The organism is Actinomycetota bacterium (assembly GCA_019347575.1).
GTDB lineage: Bacteria > Actinomycetota > Nitriliruptoria > Nitriliruptorales > Nitriliruptoraceae > JAHWKY01.
In genome coordinates, this window is record JAHWKY010000008.1 from 21678 (window position 1) to 40880 (window position 19203).

Annotated in this window: 21 protein-coding genes; 9 read left to right on the plus strand and 12 right to left on the minus strand. The window is 72.2% G+C overall.

Annotated features, from left to right (window positions below; all coding sequences use genetic code 11):
• Positions 1-38: 38 nt before the first annotated feature.
• Complete coding sequence (locus KY469_06860; GenBank protein MBW3662803.1) at positions 39-1208, plus strand: RtcB family protein; 1170 nt, start codon at positions 39-41, stop codon at positions 1206-1208.
• A 118-nt stretch (positions 1209-1326) separates the two neighbouring features.
• Here KY469_06860 and KY469_06865 read toward each other — a convergent pair whose 3' ends face one another.
• Complete coding sequence (locus tag KY469_06865) at positions 1327-2511, minus strand: ATP-binding protein (protein MBW3662804.1); 1185 nt, start codon at positions 2509-2511, stop codon at positions 1327-1329.
• Positions 2512-2691: 180 nt separating this feature from the next.
• Here KY469_06865 and KY469_06870 point away from each other — a divergent pair, with 180 nt between their 5' ends.
• The 8 genes from KY469_06870 to KY469_06905 all read left to right on the plus strand — a co-directional run bounded on the left by KY469_06870 (position 2692) and on the right by KY469_06905 (position 10584).
• Positions 2692-4452: a CocE/NonD family hydrolase gene (locus tag KY469_06870; protein MBW3662805.1), complete on the plus strand. Its 1761-nt coding sequence runs from the start codon at positions 2692-2694 to the stop codon at positions 4450-4452.
• A gap of 106 nt (positions 4453-4558) precedes the next feature.
• Positions 4559-4783 (plus strand): hypothetical protein, encoded by a 225-nt coding sequence (locus tag KY469_06875; protein MBW3662806.1) that lies wholly within the window; start codon positions 4559-4561, stop codon positions 4781-4783.
• Between the two features lie 21 nt (positions 4784-4804).
• The gene (locus tag KY469_06880) at positions 4805-5290 is read left to right on the plus strand and encodes a hypothetical protein (GenBank protein MBW3662807.1); all 486 of its coding nucleotides are present in this window, start codon (positions 4805-4807) and stop codon (positions 5288-5290) included.
• Positions 5287-5592 carry a hypothetical protein gene (locus KY469_06885; protein ID MBW3662808.1) on the plus strand — a complete coding sequence of 102 codons (306 nt, stop codon included), beginning with the start codon at positions 5287-5289 and terminating at the stop codon, positions 5590-5592. Before KY469_06880 ends, KY469_06885 begins: the two co-directional genes overlap by 4 nt.
• Positions 5593-5709: 117 nt before the next feature.
• Positions 5710-6657: a cytochrome c oxidase subunit II gene (gene coxB, locus KY469_06890; GenBank protein MBW3662809.1), complete on the plus strand. Its 948-nt coding sequence runs from the start codon at positions 5710-5712 to the stop codon at positions 6655-6657.
• Entirely contained in the window at positions 6654-9242 is a 2589-nt protein-coding gene (gene ctaD, locus KY469_06895; protein ID MBW3662810.1) for a cytochrome c oxidase subunit I, read from the plus strand. The genes coxB and ctaD overlap by 4 nt, the downstream gene beginning before the upstream one ends.
• 17 nt (positions 9243-9259) lie before the next feature.
• Entirely contained in the window at positions 9260-9733 is a 474-nt protein-coding gene (locus KY469_06900) for a hypothetical protein (protein ID MBW3662811.1), read from the plus strand.
• Positions 9733-10584, plus strand: a complete 852-nt coding sequence (locus tag KY469_06905) for a cytochrome c oxidase assembly protein (protein ID MBW3662812.1) — start codon at positions 9733-9735, stop codon at positions 10582-10584. Before KY469_06900 ends, KY469_06905 begins: the two co-directional genes overlap by 1 nt.
• Before the next feature lie 45 nt (positions 10585-10629).
• Here KY469_06905 and fabI read toward each other — a convergent pair whose 3' ends face one another.
• The 11 genes from fabI to KY469_06960 form a co-directional block, all read right to left on the minus strand.
• Positions 10630-11430 carry an enoyl-ACP reductase FabI gene (gene fabI / locus KY469_06910; GenBank protein MBW3662813.1) on the minus strand — a complete coding sequence of 267 codons (801 nt, stop codon included), beginning with the start codon at positions 11428-11430 and terminating at the stop codon, positions 10630-10632.
• Between the two features lie 11 nt (positions 11431-11441).
• A complete protein-coding gene (locus tag KY469_06915) occupies positions 11442-11813 on the minus strand; it encodes a holo-ACP synthase (GenBank protein ID MBW3662814.1) in 372 nt (123 codons plus the stop codon).
• On the minus strand, positions 11813-12478 hold the full coding sequence (locus KY469_06920; protein ID MBW3662815.1) for a 1-acyl-sn-glycerol-3-phosphate acyltransferase: 666 nt from the start codon (positions 12476-12478) through the stop codon (positions 11813-11815). Before KY469_06920 ends, KY469_06915 begins: the two co-directional genes overlap by 1 nt.
• Positions 12475-13959: an acyl-CoA carboxylase subunit beta gene (locus KY469_06925; GenBank protein ID MBW3662816.1), complete on the minus strand. Its 1485-nt coding sequence runs from the start codon at positions 13957-13959 to the stop codon at positions 12475-12477. The genes KY469_06920 and KY469_06925 overlap by 4 nt, the downstream gene beginning before the upstream one ends.
• A 21-nt stretch (positions 13960-13980) precedes the next feature.
• Complete coding sequence (gene fabF / locus KY469_06930; protein MBW3662817.1) at positions 13981-15207, minus strand: beta-ketoacyl-ACP synthase II; 1227 nt, start codon at positions 15205-15207, stop codon at positions 13981-13983.
• A 59-nt stretch (positions 15208-15266) separates the two neighbouring features.
• Entirely contained in the window at positions 15267-15509 is a 243-nt protein-coding gene (locus KY469_06935; GenBank protein MBW3662818.1) for an acyl carrier protein, read from the minus strand.
• Positions 15510-15571: 62 nt separating this feature from the next.
• Positions 15572-16324 (minus strand): 3-oxoacyl-ACP reductase FabG, encoded by a 753-nt coding sequence (gene fabG / locus KY469_06940; protein MBW3662819.1) that lies wholly within the window; start codon positions 16322-16324, stop codon positions 15572-15574.
• Positions 16306-17277 carry a beta-ketoacyl-ACP synthase 3 gene (locus KY469_06945; protein MBW3662820.1) on the minus strand — a complete coding sequence of 324 codons (972 nt, stop codon included), beginning with the start codon at positions 17275-17277 and terminating at the stop codon, positions 16306-16308. The genes fabG and KY469_06945 overlap by 19 nt, the downstream gene beginning before the upstream one ends.
• Before the next feature lie 32 nt (positions 17278-17309).
• Positions 17310-17546 (minus strand): hypothetical protein, encoded by a 237-nt coding sequence (locus tag KY469_06950; GenBank protein MBW3662821.1) that lies wholly within the window; start codon positions 17544-17546, stop codon positions 17310-17312.
• Positions 17543-18493, minus strand: a complete 951-nt coding sequence (locus KY469_06955; GenBank protein MBW3662822.1) for an ACP S-malonyltransferase — start codon at positions 18491-18493, stop codon at positions 17543-17545. Before KY469_06955 ends, KY469_06950 begins: the two co-directional genes overlap by 4 nt.
• Positions 18486-19055 carry an RNA polymerase sigma factor gene (locus KY469_06960; GenBank protein MBW3662823.1) on the minus strand — a complete coding sequence of 190 codons (570 nt, stop codon included), beginning with the start codon at positions 19053-19055 and terminating at the stop codon, positions 18486-18488. Before KY469_06960 ends, KY469_06955 begins: the two co-directional genes overlap by 8 nt.
• Positions 19056-19203 lie beyond the last annotated feature (148 nt).

Genomic DNA, 19203 nt, shown 5'->3' on the forward strand with positions numbered 1-19203 from the left:
CCTGCACGCCGGCAGGAACCGGTCCGTACGCTGGGGCCATGCCCGCGACACAGCTCACCGATGGCGTGCTGAGCTGGGCCGGCGACCTCGACGAGGGCACCGTCCAGCAGGCGCGCAACACCGCGCAGGTCCCGGTGGTGACGGGGCACGTCGCACTCATGCCCGATGCCCACCTGGGCTACGGGGCGACGGTCGGATCGGTGATCCCGACCGAGGGAGCGATCATCCCCTCGGCCGTGGGGGTGGACATCGGGTGTGGGATGGTCGCGGTCGAGACCGACCTCGACGCGTCCGACCTCCCCGACGACCTGCGGCCGCTGTTGTCGCGCGTAGGGGAAGCGATCCCGGCCGGCGTCGGCCAGGGCCACGACCACGCGCGCGTGGGCGCTGCCTGGCTCGACGAGCAGCCGGACACCCCCGAGCTCGTACAGACGTCGGACCGCGAGCGCCGGCGCGCCGCCGAGCAGTTCGGGACGTTGGGATCGGGCAACCACTTCGTCGAGGTGTGCCTCGACGAGCGGGACACGGTCTGGGCCGTGCTCCACTCGGGCAGCCGCGGGGTGGGCAACACCCTCGCGCAGCGCCACATCGACCGTGCCAAGGGACTGCTGAAGCAGCGACACGAGTCGCTCGCCGACCCCGACCTCGCCTACGTCGTCGAGGGCACCGCCGAGTTCCGTGAGTACGTCAACGACCTCGAGTGGGCCCAGCGCTACGCCTACGCCAACCGCGAGCGCATGGTCGACCTCGTCCTGCACGAGCTGTTCGACGAGGTCGGCAAGGGACGCGAGGTCGATCGGGTGAACTGTCACCACAACTACGCCGCTCGGGAACACCACGACGGTCGCGAGCTGTGGATCACGCGCAAGGGCGCGATCCGTGCCCGCGAGGGCGACCGGGGCGTGATCCCCGGCTCGATGGGCGCGTCGAGCTACATCGTGCGCGGCCTCGGCAACCCTCTCGCCTACGAGTCCGCGGCGCACGGGGCGGGGCGCAAGATGTCGCGGCGGCAGGCCAAGAAGCGCTTCGCGACCACCGACCTGGCCGAGGCGATGGGTGATCGGACCTGGTTGTCGGATCATGCCGGCAAGCTCCTCGACGAGATTCCGGCGGCCTACAAGGACATCGACGAGGTCATGGAGCGCCAGCGCGACCTCGTCCAGGTCGAGCGCCGGCTCCGTCAGGTCCTCAACTACAAGGGCACCTGACCGTCTCTCCGTGGCACTTCGTCCCCCACATCGCCTGGATATCCGACCAGACCGGGGGACGAAGCGCCGAGGGGAGGCGAACTTGAATATCTGGGGGCACTCAGGCGTGCCCACGTATTCAAGCTCGCTCGCGGAGGTAGGCGTCGAGGCCGGGGAGGGCGAACGCGACGCGGCCGTGGCCGTCGGGGCGCAGCAGGCCGCGCTCGATGAGCCGCTGTCGGGCCCAGCCCCACTCCCCCGCTGTGCCGCCGAGCTCCTCGGCGATGCGCCCCGACCGCCGCTCATCCTCACCCAGTGCCGCCACGGCCTCGAGGTAGCGCCGCTCGGTGTCGGGCACCTCGGCGAGCCGGGAGCGGAACACGGCGGCGGCCTCGCGTCTCCCCGCCCGCACCCCCGCCCGCGCCGACTCGACGGAGATGACCTCGTGCTCGCTTCGATCGGCAGCCACGTTCCAGACCTCGTACCCCATGAGCTGGACGAAGTAGGGGTAGCCCCCTGCCGCGTCGAGCACGGACGCCAGCGCATCGCGCGCGAACACGACGCCGTGCTCCTCGGCGGGGATCGTCAGCGCCTCGGTCGCGGCGGCGTCGCTGAGCAACCCGAGCTCGTGCTCGCGCACCCGTTCCGCGTACGTCGACGACGCTGCCCGCATCGCCGAGCGAGCGTGGGCGAGTCCAGCCACCACGGCGAGGATGGGTAGGTGCTGGCCGGGCTCGGGTTCGAACTTCGCGGCACGTTGCAGCGCCGCGAACAGCGGACCCATCTGCTCGGGCGGCATCACCTGGATCTCGTCGATCGTCAGCAGCACGGCGGTGTCGTTGGCCCAGGCCGCCTCGGCCACCGCTTCGAGGACGTCCCCAAGGTCGGTGGCGAGGTCGCCGCTGCGGCCGCGCGCGCTCGCGTCGACCTCGACGCCCAGCTCCAGGCCGGCGTGGACGACGCTGAACGCGGCCAGCACCGCCAGCGCACGCTGGACGTGCTCGCCGACGCGCGCGTCGAGGTCGTGCGCGGTGAGCGTGCGCTGCAGGTCGCGCAGCAGCGGCACGAAGACGTCGCCCGTCCGGCTGGCCTCGACGTCGACGACCCACGCCCCGTCCTCGCGCGCCGCAGCCGTGAGCTCGGCCAGCACTGCGGTCTTGCCCATGCCGCGATCACCGGAGACGAGGCGGGGCTGCTCGTAGATCCCGCGCTGGACACGCCGCAGCGCGGCCTCGAGGTCGGCGAACTCGGGCTCGCGCCCCGCCAGCGCCGGCGGCACGATGCCGAAGCCCGGCACGTAGGGGTTGTCGTCCCGTCGCAACACCCCTCACCACCTCCTGCCAGCGACGCTAACTTTAGCAGCGCTGGCAGACCACGTCCGTGCGGCTCTGTCGCGAGCAGCCACCTCCAGACGTGGAGCGGTTGCTCGGTCCTCGCCTTCGGGGCAGGGAACGGGGGGTCGCGGGGCGAAGCATGCGGTGACACGTCCGACGAGGGATAAACCGTGCGCACCCGCATCCTGACACTGCTCGTGGCCGTCGCGGCCGTGGTCGCCGGCATCGCCGCCGCGCCCGCCCCGACGCTCACGACCTCGTCCGCCGCGCTCGCCAGCGCCCCCGAGGGCAGCACCTGGTACGAGACGTGGATCACGACGCCGGACGGCGAGGACCTCCACGTCGACGTCATGCGCCCCGAGGGCCTCGACGACAGCGTGCAGACCCCGGTGATCCTGGTCGTCAGCCCCTACCTCGGGCTCGGATCCAGCGTGGTTGTCGCCAACGTCCCAAGCTCACAGGCACCCGGCCCGGTCGACCGCTTCTTCGACTTCTACGAGGGCGCGCAGGTCTTCGACCGTGGCTACACCGTCGTGCAGGTGAGCCTGCGCGGCACGGGCGGAAGCTCCGGCTGCCTCGACATCCTCGGTCCCGGCGAGCAGCTCGACGTCGCCACGGCGGTCGAGTTCGCGCGCACCGCCCCGTTCTCCACCGGCCACGTCGGCATGTACGGGAAGAGCTACGACGCCAACACCGGCGCGGTGGCCGCCGCGCTCGGCCCCGAGGGTCTCGACGCCATCGTCGCGCAGGCGATCGCGCCGGACCGCTACCGCGGCTCCTACAACGACCGCGTCCGGCTGCTCCAGTCGCTGCTCTACCCCACGGCCGCGTACGGGCTCCAGGGCGAGGGCGGCTTCTCGTCGCAGAACGACACGCGCTACATCGCCAACTCGGTGAGCCACTCGGCTGACTGTCAGGTCGGCCTGCTCGAGCACTACCTCGACGACGAGTCGGCGCACTTCTGGCGCGTCCGCGACTTCGTCGACCGCGCTCAGCGCTCCGAGGTGCCGACCTTCATCACCACCGGCTACCTCGACAACGCGACCAACATCGGGGCCGGGGCGCTGGACCTGTTCAACTCGCTCCAGGGCCCCAAGAAGCTGTGGATCGGCTGGTGGGAGCACGTCCGCGGCAACGACATGGATGGTGGCCGTCTCCTGATGGGACGCGCGGGCTTCTTCGACGAGGTCATGCGCTTCTTCGACCATCACGTGAAGAAGGTCCCGCTCGAGGATGCCCCGTGGACCGACGACCCGATCATCGCGGCCCAGAGCAACGACGGGACCTGGCGCAGCGAGACCCAGTGGCCCGCGGCTGACGCGGTCGCCCTCGAGGGCGCGCTGCTGTCCGGCACCTTCGAGGACGACGGTCGCAACCAGGGAACGCAGGGAACGGGCTTCGGTCCCGGCGGCTTCGTCACGTTCCAGCCCACCCGCGGGCACGGCACGTGGACGTTCTCACCACCGCTCGAGCACGCCGCACACCTGGGTGGCCTCCCGACCGCGACCGTGGACGTGACTCCGGTCGTCCCGCGTACCAACGTGGTGGTCAACCTCTACGACGTCGCCCCGGACGGCCGCGCGACCTACATCACGCGGGGCGCGGCGCTGGTCGATGCGGCCGGGCCCAAGGACATCACGCTGTGGCCGACCGACTGGAAGTTCGCGGCCGGCCACCGCGTCGGCGTGCTGGTCTCGGGCGCGAACGGCGAGGCCTACACCCACGTGCCGACCCGCACGACCGTGACGGTCAACGGCGGGAGCGTGTCGCTGCCGTGGCTGACGTACGAGCGGGTCAGCGACATCCAGGGCGACTCCAACCCCCGGCTCGAGTCGTTCCTGGCGAGCGCCCCGTTCCCCGTGACCGACGACCCGCCCGAACGCACCAGCGAGGACTTCACGCTCCCCGCCCCACTGCAACCCAAGCCCTGAACGCCTCCCTCCCCCACCCTGGGGGCAGTCGTCTGACTGGCGTCGTCGTTACTCCCGGTACTCCGGGACTTCCGCCAACACAGAGTCCGGGGCAGGCGTGCGAGGGATGAACGACGGCGGTGACGACCGGGGCACGGTCCCACCCACCGACACCCGGACGCCGGTGCCGCAGCCGGTGCCGCTCGACACATCGCCGACGGTCACCCCGACCTCGATCGCGACCACCGAGGCGACCCCGACGCCGCAGGCGGAGCCGGTGTACGAGGAGTTCGCGCTACCGCCTGGGACCGGCCCGCACGACGTCGCCCCGGCCCCCGACGGGACCGTCTGATTCACGGGCCAGCGCAACGGTGTGCTGGGACGGCTCGACCCGGCGACCGGCGAGGTCGAGGAAGTCGACCTCGGCAACGGGTCGGCGCCGCACGGCGTGATCGTCGGACCGGACGGCGCAGCGTGGGTGACCGACGGCGGACGCAACGCGATCCAGCGCGTCGACCATGACAGGCTCGAGGTCGCCGAGTTCCCGCTCCCGAGCGCGAACGCCAACCTCAACACCGCCGCGTTCGACGGCGACGGAACGCTGTGGTTCACGGGTCAGTCCGGCGTCTACGGCAGCGTCGATGGGGCAACCGGCGAGGTGGAGGTCCACGACGCGCCCCGCGGCCGCGGGCCCTACGGCATCGCGTCTACCCCCGACGGGACGGGTACTCGTCGCTGGCGGGCAGCTACATCGCTCGGATCGACGGGCCCGACGGCGGCCTCACGGTCTTCGACGTCCCGACCGACGGCGGCGGAGCGCGCCGCATCTGGAGCGACAGCGGCGGCGACCTGTGGGTGACGGAGTGGTTCGCCGGCAAGCTCGCGCGCTTCGACCCCGACACCGAGACCTGGACCGAGTGGGACCTGCCGACCGACGGGGCGCAGCCGTACGCGGTGTTCGTCGACGACCGCGACCTCGTGTGGGTGACCGACTTCGCCAGCGATGCCCTGGTCCGATTCGACCCCACCACCGAGGAGTTCACCTCGTTCTCGTTCCCCACGCCTGGTGCCGAGGTGCGCCAGCTCCTCGGCCGCCCCGGCGAGGTGTGCGCTGTCGGGTCGGCGGTCGGCACCGCGATCCTTCTGCGTACCGCGGCGTGAGGCCCGCGTGACCGGTCGGACAGGGCCACGAGGGCGTCGCGCCGTCTAGCGTGAGCGACCGTCACGAGCGGACACCGCGGGGAGGCGGCGCGTGTGGATCTCGGTTGAGCAGCCGGCGTGAGGTTCGCGGCGACCCCGACGCTCGACACCGATGGTCCGGTCGCGGAAGCGATGGCCGATCTGTGGTGGCTGATGCTCGCGCTCGGCGCGCTCGTCTTCGTCCTCTTCCTCGCTCTGCTCATCAGGGGACTCCTCCGCGGGGCGCCGGAAGGTGTCGACGACGAGGAGCACCACCGCAGACTGACCCGGCGGTGGATCGGCCTAGGGGGGGTCGCGTTGCCCGCGATCGTGATCTCCGTCGTGTTCGGCGCGACCCTGCGGACGATGGCGGACGTGCCCTCGGACACATCCGTGGATGCGCTCGAGGTGCAGGTCACCGGGCACCAGTTCTGGTACGAGGTCCGCTACCCCCAGCACGGCATCGTCACCGCCAACGAGATCCACCTTCCGGTCGGCCGCCAGATCGAGTTCCGGTTGACGTCCGCGGACGTGATCCACAGCTTCTGGATCCCCGCGCTGGGCGGCAAGCTCGACATGCTCCCCGAGCGGACCAACACGCTCGTCCTGCAGGCAGACGAACCCGGGGTGCACACCAGCCGCTGCGCGGAGTTCTGTGGGCTCCAGCACGCGCTCATGGGCATGGTCGTCGTGGTGGAACCCGCCGACGAGTTCGACGCCTGGGTCGAACGCCACGTCTCGTTCACCGAGCCGGAGTCGCCAGGGGCACGCGAAGGACGCGGGGTGTTCATCAGCGCCGGCTGCGTCGAGTGCCACGCCTTCCGCGGCGGGGAGCAGATCCGTGGTGACGGCCCACCGGGGCCCGACCTCACGTGGCTGACCGAGCGCCGCACGCTGGGTGCGGCCACGATCCCCAACACCGAGCAGAACCTCATCGACTGGATCACCGATCCCCACGTGTTCAAGGAGGGGATCGAGATGCCTGCCAGCACGTTGACCCGCACCCAGCTCGATGCGCTGCTCGCCTACCTCCGAGCCGACGGATGAGCGAGCACGAGCCCTCGGGCAGCGGGGCGGCAACACCGCACGCGGGCCGATCGCCGTCGGGGGCCCGGACCCCCACGATCGAGGAGCCACGGACCCACGAGGAGCTCGACCGGCTGTGGGCCGACCCCCCCGGCTTGTGGGGACAGCTCAAGGCGGTTCAGAACGACAACATCGGCGTGCGGCTGATGCTGACCGGCTTCTTCTTCCTGCTGCTGGGTGGCAGCTTCGACTCGCTGCTCATGCGCGCTCAGCTCGCGTTCCCGGAGAGCGATCTGCTGGGCGCGCAGCTGTACAACGAGCTGTTCACCAACCACGGCTCGGTGACGATGTTCCTCGTCATCTTGCCCATCTTCGAGGGCTTCGCGATCCTGCTGCTGCCGATCATGCTCGGCACCCGCGAGATGCCGTTCCCGCGCCTCGGGGCGTTCGCGTACTGGACGTTCCTGTTCGGGGGCCTGCTGTACTACAGCAGCACACTGTTCCAGCTCGTCCCCGACGCCGGCTGGTTCGCCTACGTCCCGTTGAGCGGACCCGAGTTCTCACCCGACCTTGCGATCGACTTCTGGGTGCTGGGCCTGGGCGTGGCCGAGGTCGGAGCGATCGCCGCTGCGGTCGAGATCATCATCGGCGTGTGCAAGATGCGGGCCCCGGGGATGACCATCACCCGCGTCCCGCTGTTCGCGTGGGCGATGCTGATCACCTCGTTCATGATCCTGTTCGCGTTCACGCCGCTGATCATCGGCAGCCTGCTGCTCGAGCTCGAGCGCGGCTTCGGTGCACGGTTCTTCGACATCAGCCGGGGCGGCAGCTCGCTGCTGTGGCAGCACCTGTTCTGGATCTTCGGACACCCCGAGGTCTACATCCAGTTCCTGCCCGCGACCGGCATCGTGTCGATGATCGTGCCCACCTTCACCCGGCACCGCATGGTCGGCTACGGCTGGATCGTCGGCGCCATGGTGGGGATCGGGTTCCTGTCGTTCGGGCTGTGGGCCCACCACATGTTCGCCACCGGCCTGTCGCCACTGGTTCTGAGCTTCTTCGCAGCGGCGAGCATGGCCATCGCCATCCCGGCCGGGGTGCAGATCTTCGCTTGGCTCGCCACGATCTGGTCGGGGCGGGTGGTGTGGAAGACGCCGTTCCTGTTCGTCGTCGGGTTCCTGGTGATCTTCGTCATCGGAGGGATCACCGGCGTGATGACGGCGGCGGTGCCGTTCGACCTGCAGATCCACGACACCTACTTCGTGGTCGCTCACCTCCACTACGTGCTGATCGGCGGCGTCGCGTTCCCCATCTTCGCCGGCGTCTACTACTGGTGGCCCAAGTTCACCGGGAGGATGCTCAACGAGCGACTCGGACGCTGGAACTTCTGGCTGCTGTTCGTCGGCGTGAACGTCGCGTTCTGGCCCATGCACCGCCTCGGACTGATGGGGATGCCCCGGCGGGTCTACACCTACGAGGCCGGGCTGGGCTGGGACCTGCTCAACCTGATCTCGTCGATCGGGGTCCTGATCATCTTCGCCGGCATCGGCGTGTTCATCCTCAACCTCATCGTCAGCTGGCGCCACGGAGAGGAAGCCGGCCACAACCCCTGGGGCGCCGACAGCCTCGAGTGGGCGGTCGCGTCACCACCAGTCGAACACGGGTGGTCGATCGTGCCGCTGATCCGCAGCCGCCACCCGCTGTGGGACCAGTCGCAGCTCGAGCGCGGCGACCCCAAGCTGGAGCGGTTCGTGCGAGCGCTGGCCGAGTGGCCTCTGCGCTGGCGCGCTGCCGTGGTGGTCGGTACCGCCGACGCCCGACCCCAGGAGGTCTTCCGCGTCGCCGACCCCTCGATCTGGCCCTTCTTCGCCGGTGGCGGTGTGGTGCTGATCTTCCTCGCCGAACTCGCCAAGCTGCGGTGGGGAGCGCTGGTCGGGGCGCTCGTCGTCGTGGTCGCCGCGATCGGCTGGAACTGGCCCCGCGAGGCGCCCATGTCGCCGGAGGAGGAGGCCGAGTTCGAGGAGGAGCACAACGTCGCGGTGAACGCGGGTGGGAGCGTCATCATCGCGCGGTGGGGCGTGGGATTGGCCATCCTGTTCGTCGCGATCGCGTTCTCTGCGCTGCTGCTGAGCTACTTCTACCTGCGGCTCGAGAACCCCGCCTGGCCCCCGTTGGGGGTACCCGACCCTGGGCTGCTGTGGACGGGAACCGCCGGTGCGCTGCTCCTCGCGAGCGGTGTCGCCGTCCACCGCGCCGTGAGTGCGATCGCGCGCGGGCAACGACGACCGTTCCTCGTCGGCCTCGGGGCGACGCTGCTCCTCGGTGTCGCCGGTACCGCGGTCCAGCTGATCGAGGTCGCCCGGTGGGGTGTGGGGCTGCAGGACCACGCCTACGGCTCCATCGTCCTCACCCTCGCCGGGTTCATCATCACGGGCTTCGGCGCCGCCACGATCATGGTGCTCGCGACCCTGTACTGGTCGGTGCGCGGCATCTACAGCGAGCAGCGCTACGCCCCGCTCATCAACGTCTCGCGGTTCTGGACCGCGATGGTCGCGATCTGGCTGGTCGGCTTCGGCACGCTCGCTCTGGGACCCCAGCTCGTATGAGTGCGGAGGAGCGACCTGTGGACGATCCGGCCGAGGCCGACGGGGCGCGCTCGCCGTCGCACGGGACACCCGCGCCGGTCGAGATCGCCACCGACATCCGCCAGCGCAGCATCTGGGCCATCTTCCTGCTCGGCCCGGTCACGTGGTTCGCCCACTTCATGGTCGTCTACCTCGTCGCCGAGGCCGGCTGCACGGGCGACGGTCCGGGCCTGACCGTCTTCGATCCGCCGGTGCCCGTAGCCCTGACGCTGATCGCGACGGTCCCCGCTGTGACGGTGTGCGCGGCCGGCGCGGTGTGGGGGTTCCGCCGCTGGCGCCTCGGGCTGCGCGCACTCGAGGCCGGGCCCGACGAGGCGGAGGAGCTGCCCGACGGACTCGCGGCCGGCCGGGGTCCTCCTGGCCTGGCGTTCGTCGGGTTCCTGCTCAGCACCTTCTTCCTCGTGGCGGTGCTGTACACCGCCGCCCCCGCGACCATCCTCGGACCATGCTGATGGTGACGCTCGCCCACGCTGGCAGACCCGTCGCGCCCCACGACGTGTGGTCGTCGTGGAACCTCGACCCGCTGCTCGTGCTACTGCTCGTCGGGGCGCTGTGGCTGCACCGGCGTGGCCGGGCGCAGGGACCACGACCGCAGGACGTGTGGCGGCATCGCGCGTTCGTGGGCGCCATCGCCGTCCTCGCCGTGGCGCTGCTGTCGCCGCTCGAGGTGACGTCCGGGGCCCTGGCGTCCGCGCACATGGTCCAGCACGTCCTGCTCGTGCTGGTGGCGGCGCCCCTGCTCGCGGTCAGCGCCCCGGCCAGCACCCTGCTGCGCGGGATGCCGCTGCGGGTGCGACGGGCCAGCGGGCTGATCCGTCACGGTCTGGGTGAGCAGCGGTCCGCGTGGCTGCGCTTGCCGACCCACCCGGTGACGGTGCTGGTGCTCCACGTCGGTGTGCTGTGGTTCTGGCACAGTGCGGCGGCCTACGACGCCGCGCTCGGCAACGAGGCCATCCACGCGGCCGAGCACACCAGCTTCCTCGTGACCGCCCTGCTCTTCTGGCGGGTGGTGGTCGGGCCCCGGACCGCAGCGCGCGTCCCCGGTGGTCTCGGCGTGCTACTGGTCTTCGGGGCGGCGATGGCCAGCGTCATGCTGTCGCTGCTGCTGACCTTCGCCCCGACCCCGTGGTACCGGGGGTACACGGGCACCACCGCGGCCTGGGGGCTGGACCAACTCGCCGACCAGCAGCTCGCGGGCGTGCTGATGTGGGTACCGGCCGGAGCGATCCACGTCGGGATCGCCTTGGCTCTGTTCGCGGCGTGGCTGCGGGGCTCCCCCGGCGAGTCCTACGCATCGAGGTAGGCGGAAGTTGACCTGTGAGGTCAAGAACCGCCTACACGGATGCGGTCACGCCCCGAGCGCGTGGACGCCGCCGTCGACGTGGACGATCTCGCCGGTGACCGCGATCGACCAGTCGCTGAGCAGCGCGCACACGGTGCGGGCGACCGGCTCGGGGTCGCGCGCATCCCAGCCCAGCGGGGCGCGGTCGGCCCAGACGTCCTCGAAGCCGCCGAAGCCCTCGATGCTGCGGGCAGCGACCGTGTGCAGGGGACCGGCGGCGACGAGGTTCACGCGCACGCCCCGTGGCCCCAGGTCACGGGCGAGGTAGCGGGCGGTGGACTCGAGCCCGGCCTTGGCGACGCCCATCCAGTCGTAGCCCGGCCACGCCACCGACGCGTCGAAGTCGAGGCCGACCATCGCCGACCGCCCAGTGCTCCCGGCGCCCGTCCCACGCCTGGCCGCCGCCTCCATCAAGGGCGCGAGCGCCCGGCCGAGTGCCGCCAGCGAGTACGTCGAGACGTGGAAGGCGGTGGCGACGTCCTCCCACGGGGCGTCGAGGAAGCCGCCCCCGAGGCACGACGGCGGGGCGAACGCGACCGCGTGGACCACGCCGTCGACGGCACCCCAGCGCTCGTCGAGCTGCTTGGCCACCTGGGCGAGGTCGACCTCGGAGGTGACGTCGAGCTCGAGCACGTCGGGCGTGCTCGGCAGGCGCCTCGCGGTCGTCTCGGTCAGGCGACGGGCACGACCGAAGCTGGTGAGCACGACCTCGGCGCCCTGCTCCTGTGCGAGTCGGGCGACGTGGAACGCGATCGAGCGCGGGTCGAGCACGCCGGTCACGAGCAGGCGCTTCCCATCGAGCAGCATGCTTCCTCCGTTCACGTGGCGGCGTCGCCAAGGGTCGCGTTTTCGGCGACGAAGGCGATGGCGACACCGCCGTCGTGACTGAGCGACAGCGCGAGCAGCGAGGGCTCGCCGCGCACGTACAGCACCGGAGCGCCATCGGGAGCGCTGCGGACCTCGACCTGCTGCCAGCCGAGCTGCAGGTCCCCCAGCGCCTTGCGGGTCGCCTCCTTGGCCGCGAAGCGAGCGGCGAGGCGCGCGACCTCGGTCGCCGACCCGTCGAGGACGTCGCCGCGGCGCGCGTCCGCAAGCTCGGTGGGCGTGAAGATCCGGTCGCGGAAGCCGACCTGACGCGCCAGCACTCCAGCGAGGCGCTCGACCTGCACGATGTCCACCCCCACCCGCATCAGCTGCTCCTCGCGAGCATCCGGTCGGCGCGTGGTGCGCCGCTGAGCTCGACCAGGGCGTCGTGGAGCGCACTCGCGAACTCTCGCCGGGCGGCGGGCGTGTCGTCCGGAGGCAGTAGCGGGGCGCCGTAGCGGACCGACACCGCGCCCCGCCGGGGGCGGGGCGCTCGCCCCACCGGCCACACAGCGGCGCTGCCCGACAGCCCGACCGGGACGACAGCACAGCCGGTCGCGGCGGCGAGGCGCGCCACCCCGCTACGCGGCCGGTGGACGCGACCATCCCGGCTGCGGCCCCCCTCGGGGTAGACGACCACGGCGCAGCCACGTCCCAGCAGCGCCGCGACTTGGTCCATCGCCGCGGCGTCGCCCTCGTCGCGTCGGACCGGGATCAACCCGAGGCGCGGCAGCGCCCGCCCCAGCACCGGCACGCGCGTGAGGTAGTCGGCGCCGAGGAAGTGCAGCGCTCGCCGGCTGGTAGCCCCGATGGCGATGGAGTCGAGGTGCGAGGTGTGGTTGGCCGCGATGAGCACCCCGCCGGTCAGCGGCAGGTACCCGGCGCCCCGCACCTCGAGCCGTAGCCACGACCGCACAACCGGGCCAGCGCTGCGACGTACCCACGACGGGGCGGCAGAGACGGCGGCGGAGGTCATCGGCAGCGCGCTCACTGCGGCAGGTTGTCGTGGACGAAGCCCGGGACACGCGCCCCGCGCAACGACGCGAGCAGCGAGGACAGCACGCGCCGGGTGTCGGACGGGGCGATGATCTCGTCGACGCTGCCCCGCCGCGCGGCCAACGTGACGCCCATCGCGTCCTCGCGGTAGCGCTGCACGAGGTCGTCGCGGACGTCCGGTTCGGCCTCGAGGTCGCGGCGGAAGATCACGTCGACGGCACCCTCGGCACCCATCACGGCCAGCTCCGCGCCGGGCCACGCGACGACCGCGTCGGCGCCGAGCGAGCGCGAGTTCATGACGATGTACGCGCCGCCGAAGGCCTTGCGCAGCACGACCGTGACCCGCGGGACCGTGGCGGAGGCGAACGCGTGCAGCAGCTTGGCGCCCTTGCGGATCACCCCGCCGGACTCCTGCGCCGTTCCGGGGAGGAACCCGGGGACGTCGACGAGCACGACCAGGGGGATGCCGAAGGCGTCGCAGAAGCGCACGAAGCGGGCGCCCTTCTCGCTGGCGCTGAGGTCGAGTACGCCGGCGAGCCAGCGAGCCTGGTTGGCGACCACGCCGACGGTCTCGCCGTCGATGCGGGCGAACCCGGTGACGAGGTTGCGCGCCCAGTCCGGCTGGACCTCCAGGAGCCGTCCACCGTCGGCGATGCCGCGGACCACGTCGCGGACGTCGTAGGGCTCGCGCCCGTCCGCGGGGACGACGCCGTCGAGGTCGACGTCAACGGGAGCCAGTGACGGGGTGACCGGCGGGCGCTCCGACGACGACGAGGGGAGGTAGGCGAGCAGGTCGCGGACGAGCTCGAACGCCGCGGCATCGTCGGGGACGATGAAGTGGGCGCAGCCGCTTCGGGTGGTGTGCAGCTCGGGCCCACCGAGGGTGCGGCTGTCGACGTCCTCGCCGGTGACCGCCTTCACGACGCGTGGTCCGGTGAGGAACATGTACGCCTCGTCGCTCATGACGACGAAGTCCATGAGCGCCGGCGAGTAGACCGCCCCGCCGGCGCAGGGCCCCAGCACGACCGCGACCTGGGGGACACGTCCGGACGCGGCGACGTTGGCACGGAACACCTGCCCGTAGCCGTCGAGCGCGGCGACACCCTCCTGGATGCGCGCCCCGCCCGAGTCGTTGATGCCGACCACCGGGACACCACCGCGCGCGGCCGCGCTGATGGTGCGGGCGATCTTGTCGGCGTGGGCCTCGCCCAGCGAGCCGCCGAGGACGCGCCGGTCCTGCGCGTACAGCCCGACGGGACGACCGTCGATCGTGGCGTTGCCGGCGACGACGCCATCGCCGTCGGGGCGGCGGCGGTCGAGCCCGAACGTGATCGCTCGGTGCTGGCGCTGCGAGCCGAGCTCGATGAACGAGCCGACGTCCACGAACCGGTCGATGCGGCCGCGAGCGCTGTCCTCGGGTACGAACGACGCGCTATGGGCGGCCGGTGTCTCGGCGGTGGCGAGCGACTCACTCACGTAGCGGTTCCTCCTGGGTCGTCAGACGGCGGTCAGGACGAGCACGGCGTTCTGGCCACCGAAGCCGAACGAGTTCGAGACGGCGACGGGCACTGACTGCTCGCGGGCGCTGTCGAGCACGATGTCGAGGTCCACCTCGGGGTCGGGGGAACGCAGGCCCGCCGTCGGCGGGACCAGGCCGTCGCGGATAGCGAGCGCGGTCAGCACCGCCTCGACCGCTCCGGCGGCCCCGAGGAGGTGACCGGTGACGCCCTTGGTGGAACTCACCGCGATGTGGTCGGTCGCGGTGCCGAACACGCTCCGGATCGCACGCGCCTCGGCGGCGTCGTTGAGCGGCGTCGAGGTGCCGTGAGCGTTGATGTGCACGACGTCGTCGGCGCCGAGATCGGCGGCGGCCAGCGCGCGGCGCATGGCGAGCGCAGCGCCGGAGCCGTCCTCTGGCGGTGCGGTGGCGTGGTGGGCGTCCGCGGACGCGCCGACTCCCGCGACGCACGCGACCGGACGCGCCCCGCGGGCTCGTGCGTCCTCCTCGCGTTCGAGCACGACGATGCCGGCGCCCTCCCCCATCACGAAACCGTCACGCTCCACGTCGAACGGCCGCGACGCGGTGGTGGGGTCGGGGTTGCGGGACAGGGCACCCATCTGGTCGAAGGCCGCGACCGACAGGGGCGTGATGCCGCCCTCGACGCCGCCGGCGACGGCGACGTCGGCGCTACCGGATCGCAGCAGGTCGCGCGCGACGTGAATGGCGGTGGCACCGCTGGCGCACGCGGTGTTCACGGTGAGGTTGGGGCCGCGCGCGCCGGTGCGGATCGAGATCGCCCCGGCGGCGGAGTTGGCCAGCATGCGCGGGATGAACAGCGGGCTCACCCGCCCCGGCCCCCGCTCGAGGAACCGGGCGCACTCCTGCTCCCAGGTCGCGGCGCCGCCGATGCCGCATCCGAGCACGACCGCGACGCGATCGGGATCGGGCAGCTCGCCGAGGCCCGCGTCCTTCAGCGCCTCGGCGGCTGCGATGAGCGCGAGGTGGGTGTAGCGGTCCATGCGCCGCCCCGCGCCCCGTCCGAGCTCGGCGTCGGGGTCGAACGCCGGGGCGCGGCACGACAGCGTCACACCGACCCCGGCCGCCGAGAGGGCGTCGTCGTGGGCCGCGGTCGACTTCCCGGCGATGATGGTCTCCCACGTGGCGTCGACCCCGCGGCCTGCGGGCGTGAGCAGCCCCAGTCCGGTGATGACGACGTGGGTCATACCTCCCCCCTCAGGGGGGAGGGGCCGGCGTTGCCGGCCTGGGGGGTGGAGAGAGAACGTCACGCTACGGCTCCGGCCTGCGCGGCGGCCGCGTCCACGGCGTCGCCGACCGTCTCGATCGAGGCGAGCTGCTCGTCCTCGATGCGGATGCCGGTGCGCTCCTCGATGAGCAGGGTCAGCTCGACGAGGTCGAGCGAGTCGAGGTCGAGCGAGTAGAAGGTCGTGTCACGGGTGATCGTCTCCTCGGGGATGGCGAACGTCTCGGTGAGGATGGTCACGAACGTGTCGTACAGCTCCTGCATGGGTCTCTCCCGGTTCGTTTGCGGTTCGTTCGCGGTCCGGCCGTCGTCGACCGGAGGTGTGATCAGGCAGCGGCGCCCCCGTCGACCGGCAGGACCGCGCCGGTGATGGCAGCGGCACCGTCGGAGGCGAGGAACGCCACGGCGGCGGCGACCTCGTCGGGGCGGACGGAGCGGCCGAGCGGGGCCAGCGCCACGAGATCGCGTCGGGCGTCCTCGCCCAGCGAGGCCGTCATGGCGGTCTCGACGAACCCGGGCGCGACGGCGTTGACCGTGATGCCCTTGCGTCCCACCTCGCGGGCCAGCGACTTCGTGAAGCCGATCAGTCCGGCCTTGGCCGCGCCGTAGGCGGTCTGTCCCGCGTTGCCGCGCAACCCGACGATCGAGGACACGTTGACGATGCGGCCCCAGCGCGCTCGCAGCATCGGGCGCAATGCGGCGCGCGAGGCGAGGTAGGCGCCGCGGAGGTCGACGTCGAGCGTGCGGTCCCAGCGCTCCGGTTCGAGCCGCAGGAGCAGTTCGTCGTCGGCGATGCCGGCGTTGTTGACCAGCACGGAGAGGTCGCCGGCCTCGGACGCGCGCATGACCGCCGACGCGACCGAAGTGGGGTCGGTGACGTCGATGGCGACCGACTCGGCGGCGTCGCAGTCGGCGACGACCTTGGCAGCCGCCTCGGCATCCGAGCGGCACCCGACGAGCACGTGGTAGCCAGCGGCGGACAGGCTGCGGCACACGGCGGCGCCGATGCCACCGCTGCCGCCGGTGACGAGCGCCACACGGTCGGGACGAGTGGTCGCGGTCACGGCCCCACCTCCCATCCGCTCAGCAGCGCGGAGCCCCACGTCAGGCCGCCACCGAACGCGGTCACGAGGACCCGTGCCCCGGGCGCGATCCGACCGGCGGCGGCGGCGTCGGCCAGCGCGAGCGGGATGGAGGCCGCGGAGGTGTTGGCGTGCCGGTCGACGGTCACGTGAGCACGAGCCGGATCGATGCCCACCCGTGCGGTGACGGCGTCGAGGATGCGGGCGTTCGCCTGGTGTCCGACGAACAGGTCGACGTCGTCGGGCGTCAGTCCCGCTGCGTCGAGCACCGCCAGCGACGAGGCCGCCATGCGCCGGACCGCGTGGCGGTACACCTCCCGGCCGTGCATGTGCAGGAGGTGGTCGCGGGGCTCGCTCGAACGGGGCGTGCGCGACCCGCCGGCGGGGACGATCAGTAGCTCGGCGAGGTCGCCGTCCGCGCCGAGGTCGAACGGGCCGACCGTGCCCGCACCGGCGGCGAGCACGACCGCACCGGCGCCGTCACCGAAGAGCACGGCGGTCGAGCGGTCGGTCCAGTCGATGATGCGGCTGAGCGTCTCGGCGCCGATCAACACGACCGGCCCACCTCCGGCGGCGACCAGCCCGGCAGCCAACCGGATCCCGTACACGAAGCCCGAGCACGCCGCGTTCAGGTCGAAGGCCGGGGCGGTGGTACCCAGGCGAGCCGCGACCAGCGTCGCCGTCGCCGGCAGGGTGTGATCGGGCGTGCAGGTGGCCACGATGACGGCGCCGAGGTCGGCCGCGGCGAGGTCGGCGTCGGCGAGCGCCGCCTTCCCGGCGGCGAGCGCGAGGTCCGAGGTCGCGACGTGGTCGGCCGCGAGGTGGCGTTGACCGATGCCCGTGCGGTCGCGGACCCACGCGTCGGAGGTGTCAAGGGTCGCCGCGAGCTCGTCGTTGGAAACGGCGCGCTCGGGCAGGTGTGCCCCGATGCCCGCGATCCCCACGGCGATCGCGCCATCGGGGGGCGCGACGGCGGGATCGGTTAGCGTCGCGACAGCCACAGCACCGCCTCTCCGGCCGTGACGGCCTGCGTCGGCGCGGCGAGCGCCCCGCCGATGAACCCACGGACCGCGGATACCAGCTCGCGTCGGCCGCTCGAGCCGTGCACCACGGCGACGACGTCGCCGGCGTGGACGGCGGTGCCGGGGTCGGCGAGGCGCTCGACGCGGCCGTCGACGGGGGTGGTGACGACGGCGCAGGGTGGGACGATGACGGTCACCGGTTCGCTCCTGTGGGGACCAGCGCCCGGTCCGCCAGGCGGTCGGCGAGGCTGGCCAGGCTCTGGGGCGTGTCGATCGAGATCGCGTCGGTTCCCCGCAGGCTCCGGCGGGCGAGCCCGCGGAGCACGCCGCCAGGCCCGACCTCGACGACCAGGTCGAGGTCGAAGGTGGCGAGCCGATCCTGTACCTCGCGCCACCGGACGGGAGCGAGCACGCCCTCGGTCAACCCGCGGCGGACGGCACCGCCCGTCGTGAGGACCCGGGCGTCGACGCCGCTGAGGAGGTCAACGGCTGGATCGGTGAGGTCGGTGCGGCGCAGGTGCGCATCGACGCGGACCATGGCAGGCGTCATCGCGGGTGAGTGGAACGCGCCCTCGACCGTGAGCGGCAGCACCCGAGCGCCGGCCTCGCGTGCACGTTCGACCGCCGCGTCGAGGGCGGCGTGTGGACCCGACAGCACGACCTGACCGGGTGCGTTGCGGTTGGCGACGGTCACCTCCGGCGTGGCGGCGAGCACCGCTTCGACGGTCTCGTCGTCGAGGCCGAGCAGCGCGGTCATCGTGCCGGGGGCGCCGGCGCACGCGGCCGCCATCGCCGCTCCGCGCTCGAGCGCCAGCAGTGCGCCGTCCCGGACCGACAGGCTCCCCGCCGCGACCGTGGCCGCGACCTCGCCCAGGCTGTGACCGGCGACGAGGACCGGGCTGATGCCCGTCTCGGTCAGCGCACGCCACGCCGCGATGCTGACCGCGTAGACGGCGGGTTGCGCAACGGCGGTGCGGGCGCAGGCCTCGGCGTCGTCCCCCAGTGCGCGCAGATCCCGACCGACGATCTCGCTGATCTCGTCGATGGTCCGCTTCGCGGTCGCGTGGCCGTCCCACGCACTGACCATGCCGGCGGCGTGAGAACCCTGGCCGGGGAAGAGGAACGCGGTCCGCAGCTCAGCCACGATGGTCCTCCAGCTCGTGGCGGAGCGCGGCGAGCGTGCGGTAGGTGAGGGTCCTCACCGCGCCGGGCGTGATCCCGAGTTCGGCGCCGACCTCGTCGGCGCTGCGTCCCTCGACGTAGCGCAGGTAGGTCGCGCGGCGCGCCTGCTCACCCTCGATACGACCGAGGATCTCCCAGACGGCGGCACGCTGGTCGGTGGCCACATCAGCGGGTTCGGCCGCGATGGTCGGTCGTGCCTCGGGCACGACCGTCTCCCGGCCGCGGCCGCGGAACCAGTTCTTGAGCGTGTTGTGGGCGATGCGCCACAGCCACGACCGGCGGGTCGACTCACCGCGGAAGCCGTGCCAGCCGCGGTAGGCGCGGGCGAAGGTCTCGGCCGCCAGTTCGTCGCCGTCGGCGTCGCTGCCGGTGCGGGCCCGCAGCCACGCCTGCATGGTCGCCAGCTCGGCCTGGTAGATCTGCTCGAAGCGCTCCTCGGGGGGTTCGGGGCGGGACTGCTCGTCGGGGGCGTTCACGGTTGACGGCCGCCGTACGAGTGGGCGGCCGTGCACGTCAGCGCTCACGCAGCACTCTCTCCGGTCGGGGGCGGCCTCTCCCCCTACTTGACACTGACGTCGACGTCGACGTCACTCCGCACCCCCGGAACGCGCGCTCACCGCGCACCTCGGCCGTTGCAGTGGCAGCTAACCCGCACCCGGAGGACGGGCGATC